Below are 6780 nucleotides of genomic sequence, written 5' to 3' on the forward strand. Positions count from 1 at the left end.
ACCCCTGCCATGTTACAGATGGGAGACGATACATTCTGCATATCCTTCGAGTTTAAATTCTCCAAGACCGTAAGGCAGCAACATATGATCTCCTTTTTTGAAAGGATAGACATACTCACCAGAGATCATACGGCCCTCCCCTTCAATCACACTGATAAGAAGGAATGGTTTTTGCTGCTTTAAGCTTGCTGATCCTGATAAGTTCCATTTCCCCACCGAAAAGTAAGCGCATTCAATCAATGTCGTTGTAAGCAAATCCTCAATTTGTTTATGGTGAACTGTATGCCGTTCTGGAATAGACGGGACCTCTATCACTTCGATGCTCTTTTTCAGATGAAGCTCGCGCAGCTTGCCTTCTGCATCTTTTCGGTCATAATCATATAATCTGTAGGTTGTGTCTGAATTCTGCTGCGTCTCCAAAGCAAGAATTCCTTTTCCAATCGCATGAACAGTACCGCTTGGCACATAGAAAAAATCCCCCGGCTTTACCTTTACACGGCGCAAGAGCTCATCCCATTCTCCACGCTCTATCATGGTAGTTAGTTCTTCCTTTGTTGTTGCATTGTGGCCATAAATAATCTCGGCATCTTTTTGGCAATCAATAATGTACCAGCATTCTGTTTTTCCAAGCTCACCGTTTTCATGTATGTTGGCATATTCATCATTCGGATGCACCTGAACAGATAAGTCCTGGTCAGCATCTAATATTTTTGTAAGCAGAGGGAAACGGTCCCCTTCAAGCTGTCCGAATAAATGTCTATGATGTTCCCATAATTCGCTGAGCGTGACCCCCTTATACATTCCGTTTTGAACAACGCTTTGACCATTTTGATGCGCGGCAAAAGCCCAGCACTCCCCTGTTCGTTGTGACGGAATGGTATAGCCAAAATCAGCTAAAGCGTTCCCGCCCCAAATTCTTTCTTTGAAAACAGGCTTGAAAAATAACGGTTCAGTCGTCATGAAAATCCCCCGCTTTATTCGATTTCTTCTAGCAGCTTGTATGCTTCTTCTGTTGTTTGCACGGAGAGCAGCCGCTCCCTATAATTGTCATCCATTAGCTTTCGAGATAGCATCTGCAGTATTTTGAGATGCTGGTTTCCCCCGCTCTCTTTCGGTACAGCAATCATAAAGATTAATTTAGCTTCTGATCCATCCAGGCTATTCCAATCAACGCCTGATCGTTTGATCCCAAAGGCAACACTCGGCTCCCTGACCGCCTCAGACTTTCCGTGCGGAATCGCGATATTCATGCCAATCGCCGTTGTTCCCTGTTGTTCACGATTCAAAATGGCTTGTTTAAACCCGCTCTCTGAAAGCAGCGCACCTCTTCGTGACAATTTCTGAATCAATTCATCTATGATGTCATCCCTCGTTTCCCCCGATAAATTTGGTTCAATTAATTCCGGGCTGATAATGTCTGTCAGTTTTTTAAATTCCGACATCTCAGCTTTTTGGCTTTGAATTGGCTGCTTTATTTCATTTGATGCCGCAGCTTCACTTGGCGCGGAGGGCGGTGCAGTTTCACTGAGCACAGGAGACGCCGTAATATCCTTTTTTAGTACATTGACGAACAGAGCAGTGACAAGAGATCCTGCAATCACAGCAATAAAAAACATCAAGACATGATCAACTGCGCCAAGCACTGCAACGATAGGTCCGCCGTGCGCCACTCTGTCTCCCACATTGCCAATCATGGCTATCACAGAACCTGTCATTGAGCCTGCCATAATACTTGGAATAACACGCAGAGGGTCCTGCGCCGCAAATGGAATCGCTCCTTCAGTAATGCCGAAGAGCCCCATCGTAAATGCCGCTTTCCCCATTTCTCTTTGAGATGCCTCGAATTTTCTTTTTCCTAAAAACGTCGCAATGCCAAGACCAATCGGGGGGATACAAATGGCGACAGCAATTGGTCCCATAATTTCATAATTTCCTTCTCCAATCATTGCCGATCCAAACAGAAACGCCACCTTATTTACAGGACCGCCCATATCAAATGAGATCATCGCCCCTAAAATCAATGCCAGAAGGATCGAGCTCGACCCTTTCATCCCCGCCAGCCAAACTGTTAAAGAGGCGAAAATTTGAGCTACAGGCGCGCCTATCAAAAATACAAACGCTAAACCTACAATCAGTGATGCAAACACCGGAATAATAATAATCGGCATAATCGGCTGGATGGCTTTTGGAACTTTTAATTTTTTGATCCAAAGTGCAGCGTATCCGGCCAAAAACCCGGCAATAATCCCCCCGAGGAATCCGGCTCCGCTTGCGCTGTCATAAAAACTTCCAGTCGCCGCAATATAACCGCCGATCATACCTGGCACAAGCCCCGGTTTATCAGCGATGCTATAGGCGATATAGCCGGCTAAAATCGGAATCATAAATGAAAATGAAGCACTGCCGATCTGTTCAATCGTTTTCCAGAAGGAATCATCCGGAATAACTAAGCCTTTAGGTGTTTTCTCCCCTCCAAGCGTTAATGCAACCGCTATCAATAATCCGCCGACAACAATGAAAGGAACCATAAATGAAACGCCGTTCATTAAATGACGGTAAATTGGATTTTGTTTCTTCTCCTGATGATTACCGGATTCCGATTTTGTAGCGGAACGATAGACCGGTATATCCCCGTTAAGAGCTTTTTGAATCAATTCTTCCGGTTTGCGGATACCGTCCTGTACCCCCACAGACAGCAGTTTTTTGCCTATAAACCGGTCTTTGTTTACCGAACGGTCTGCAGCAATAATGATTGCGTCCGCTTCGCGAATTTCCTCTTCGGTTAGCTTATTTTCGACACCAATCCCTCCCTGGGTCTCAACTTTGATGCTAACGCCCAGTCTGTCAGCAGCTTTTTGCAGATTTTCCGCTGCCATATACGTATGGGCGATTCCATTCGGACAAGATGTAATCGCTAACAGTTTCATAGGAAACCTCCTTTAAAGTGTGAATAATAAGATCTTGTCTCAACTGTATACCGAAATCAGCTCATTAAAATCGTTTTTTTTTACCATAGGTTCCGGTAATAAAGGCATTTTTCCCTATAACAAAAAAAGCAAGGAATAATCCCTGCTTTAATAATCCAAATGAGATAAAAATGTCATGACATTGGCTTCTTTCGTCAGCTTCTGGACGAAGGCCGGCTGCTCGCTAAGATATGAAAGCTCGCTAAACAGCTGCTTTGTCATGGTTTGATCCTCGTGTTTGACAGCCAGCATAAAAACGAGCGAAACTTTTTCATTTCCCCATTCAAGCGGCTCCTTTAATGTGGCAATCGCGATTGCTGATTGTTTAATAAATTTAGCGTTTGCATGAGGAATGGCAATGCCTGACCCAATATTTGTCGCCGACATTTTTTCCCTCATCACCGCATGAACCGCATAGTCCTTATCAACATAGCCTTTCTCAAACAAAGCTGTCGCCAGCTGTTCGATTAACTTGTAGCGATGCTCCGCCTCCTGCTGCAAAAAAACCAAAAAAGGAGTCGTATTGTTCAGCATCTGAAACGTTTTTTGTTTTTGGCGGTGTGATTCGCCCAGCTGACGTATAAACGCACTTAATTTCTTCTCTTCGCCAGGCTCTAAAAGCGGAGATACAACAATATGGGGAACCGTAATATTCTCCAGCGCAATGGTGGATATGACAAGATCAATATCCTCATGCTTTTTGATATAATCCTTTAAATCGGCCTTTGCAATACAAGCCATTACAGCGATTTGGTGATATTTCCGTTCAATTTTTGTCCGCAGCAATTGTGACATCCCAATCCCCATGTGGCAGACGATAATCGCCTTTTTATGTGTCTCGCTGCTGCACTGCATCCGTTCGATCGCTGCCTGAAAATGCAATGTCAAATATGCTGCCTCTTCCTCAGGAATTTGAAGATCAAAAGTTTGATTGATCTCTTCCAAAACATCAATGATGAGGTGGAACAAATAAGGGTACATCTTTTTGATGTCATTGAGCATAGGATTTGCTACAGAAAGATCATAGCTCAGCCGTTGTAGCACAGTATTGAGATGAATGTTCAAACCATTGATCAAATCCTGATCCTTATGAAAATCCATCATTTTCAGCTCTGAAACACGATTGATTAAATGCCCTACAACCTTAGGAAGCACAGCATTTTCAAGGTTCTCTTCTGTTTGCAATGGATAACGAACTTTACCGCCCAATATATGTAATGTTAAGTACACGGCTTCTTCTTCAGGAAAGCGGATTGCAAAAACCGGTTCGAGCCGTTGTAAACAAGCAAATGTCCATTGATATTCTTTCTTCTTTTTTACTGCCGCCATTTCTTTTGGGGACAATGAAATCGGCTGCTTCATTTTGATGCGGCGGACCATTAACAATGTATGCAGCAGCAAACTTTCAAACGTTTCGTCTGTGAAATAGAGGGAATGCTTTTTTTGCAATGATTTGATTTCTTTCGTCACAAAGTCTACTTCATAATGTAAAAACTTACTTTTAATAAATTGGCTGGTAAACGCTGTATTGTGGATCAAATCAGATATTCTTGCCAATGCCTTTCTTTTATTTCTTTCGTTCCCTTCAACCTTTAATCCAAGCCGCTGCCTAGAAACCAGTGTGAGATCAAAACGCTTCAGCCACTCTTCTACTGCGTATAAATCCTTTTTAATGGAAGATCGATTGACAAAATGCCGAGCGGCAATGTCTTTTGCGGAAACAGGCTTCGGATTCATTAATAAGTCATAAGCAATGTGCAGCATTCTTTCTTCATCGCTCCGCTGCCTAGAAGAAAAATGTTCAGTATGTAATTGTTGGCTTAGCCAGGTCCTTTCCTGTTCTTCTATATGTAAATAAACGCCCAACCCTGGTTTTCGAATAAGCTGTGCATGAGAATGCTCATTGAGATAATCCTCAATCACTTTCAAATCATTCCGGATTGTTTTTTCAGAACACTGTACCCTATCTGCGAAATCTTGCACAACTAAATAGTCATCAGGTTCAGATAACAACAGATACAAAATCTCTTTTTGTCTTGTATTTATGTATTCCATCTGTTTTTCTATCCTTCCTGTCAGTATCTACTTGAGCAAATTGATAGTATAAGTATACTATATAAGAAACCGTTTACATTATAAAATAAAATCATAGAGACAAAAGTTTCGTTTTTTACCGAAACATCCGGAAAAAAGCGATTTTTATATTCTTTGAGTTTGCTATGTAATGTATATTCAGCAGAAATTCATAAAAATACTCCAATTCTTCACCTATTTAGAACGAAGATTTTCTAATGTATGAGTACGAAAGTAAGAACATGATGAAGAAAAATGATTTGGTATCTTCGGGGATAAAGTGCAGGTAACAAAATTCCCACACGCTCAACAAACTAGTACCCATCAAATGTGTGCTATTAACATTTTAAGGATGGCCATTCTCTCTCAGCAATTTTCCATCATAAATACAAACTCTGTGCAGGGCACACAATATTCTTAGCTCAAATCAGTTGATCGTTCACATATTATTAACATTTATTTACAAGGGAAATAATTACTTTTATTGAATTGTTATAGTGCAAGACAAAAAACTTTAAAGGAGTGTTTCAAAATGAATTTCAAAAAAACGGTTGTTTCTGCTTTATCGATTTCTGCGTTAGCTCTGTCGGTCAGCGGGGTAGCTTCAGCTCATGAAATAAACTCCACACCTACTGAAGTAAAGAACATTTCTATTTCACCTACACATGTTATCAAGATTCAAGACTATAATTTACCTCTAAAAGTTGGAGAAACCTATTCTGTTAAAAATAATTCAGCTACTCGTTATTGGACTGATAACCAAAAAGTTGCTGAAGTCGATCAAAATGGTTTAGTGACGGCTAAATCAAAAGGGAAAGCCACGATTACTTTGTTTAAAGGTACTGCAGTATTCGGAAAAGTATATGTAACGGTTTATTAATCTTTATCCGCCAGATTTTCTGGATGCAAAACATGCATGAATAAAATAAGGTCCCCCTCTAAAAAGAGAAGGGGCCTTATTTTATTTCAATTGCGCTTCAAGTTTAGATTTAGTTTTGGGAATACATCATACATTGGTGTATATTGTGTTTCAGTAGCTTAGCCCCGAATAAATCCACCTTCTGAATGAATAATTTGTCCAGTTATCCATTCAGCCTCATCACTTGCAAGAAAAGCAATCATTCGTGCTGCATCATCTGGTGTGCCAATACGCCCCATTGGAAATTTAGGTGAAAGAAAATTTCTTATTTCATCTGTCATCCATGTAGAATCTGTTGGACCTGGGTTTACGGCGTTAACAGTGATGCCCAATGGTGCAAGTTCTTGTGATAACGACCTAGTAAATGCAGAAATAGCTCCTTTAGTTGCTGCATACGCTAACTCCCCAGGCAAAGGACCTAAATCCTGCCCTGATGTCATATTGATGATTCTTCCTGATATTAAATTAGATTTTTTAAACCGACGGGCGAATTCAACACAAAGAAGAAAATTCGATCTCATATTAACCGCATAATGCTCATCAAGTGATTTAGCATCTAACGATACATAATTATCACTTGCGGAATGAGCTGCATTATTAATAAGGATGGAAGGATATCCTAATTTATCTGAAATTTTTTCATGTATTGTGAATGCAGCATGTGCATCTGATAAATCAATTTTCATTGCCTCACAGCGGACACCCATACGTAAAATTTCTTGTTGAAATTCTTCTATCCAGGCCGCATCAGAATTCCAGTGAGTAAAGAAGATATGTATACCCTGTGAGGCTAACTTACGACAAATAGCCGTACCAATATCC

The 6780-nt window shown here is 40.9% G+C and carries 5 protein-coding genes; 1 reads left to right on the top strand and 4 read right to left on the bottom strand.

Annotated features, from left to right (window positions below):
* Window positions 1-12: 12 nt before the first annotated feature.
* The 3 genes from manA to manR all read right to left on the bottom strand — a co-directional run bounded on the left by manA (window position 13) and on the right by manR (window position 5021).
* Window positions 13-960, bottom strand: coding sequence for a mannose-6-phosphate isomerase, class I (manA, locus tag RAC86_RS14020; protein ID WP_377885801.1), 948 nt, complete (start codon window positions 958-960; stop codon window positions 13-15).
* 14 nt (window positions 961-974) lie between these two features.
* Entirely contained in the window at window positions 975-2927 is a 1953-nt protein-coding gene (manP, locus tag RAC86_RS14025) for a PTS mannose transporter subunit IIABC (protein WP_305090533.1), read from the bottom strand.
* A 147-nt stretch (window positions 2928-3074) separates the two neighbouring features.
* Entirely contained in the window at window positions 3075-5021 is a 1947-nt protein-coding gene (gene manR, locus RAC86_RS14030) for a mannose transport/utilization transcriptional regulator ManR (protein WP_377885804.1), read from the bottom strand.
* 550 nt (window positions 5022-5571) lie between these two features.
* Between manR and RAC86_RS14035 the strand changes: the two genes are divergently transcribed.
* Complete coding sequence (locus RAC86_RS14035; protein ID WP_003232839.1) at window positions 5572-5919, top strand: BLB8/JUQZ-1 family protein; 348 nt, start codon at window positions 5572-5574, stop codon at window positions 5917-5919.
* Between the two features lie 158 nt (window positions 5920-6077).
* Here the strand turns inward: RAC86_RS14035 and RAC86_RS14040 are convergent.
* Window positions 6078-6780 (bottom strand): SDR family oxidoreductase (locus tag RAC86_RS14040; RefSeq protein ID WP_377885806.1); only part of this gene is annotated, 703 nt, incomplete at its 5' end.

The organism is Bacillus sp. LR_5, assembly GCF_042709275.1.

Excerpts from the sequence above, each read along its gene's own strand:
- manA (WP_377885801.1), bottom strand. The coding sequence starts at position 960 with ATGACGACTGAACCGTTATTTTTCAAGCCTGTTTTCAAAGAAAGAATT.
- manR (WP_377885804.1), bottom strand. The coding sequence starts at position 5,021 with ATGGAATACATAAATACAAGACAAAAAGAGATTTTGTATCTGTTGTTA.
- RAC86_RS14035 (WP_003232839.1), top strand. The coding sequence starts at position 5,572 with ATGAATTTCAAAAAAACGGTTGTTTCTGCTTTATCGATTTCTGCGTTA.
- manP (WP_305090533.1), bottom strand. The coding sequence starts at position 2,927 with ATGAAACTGTTAGCGATTACATCTTGTCCGAATGGAATCGCCCATACG.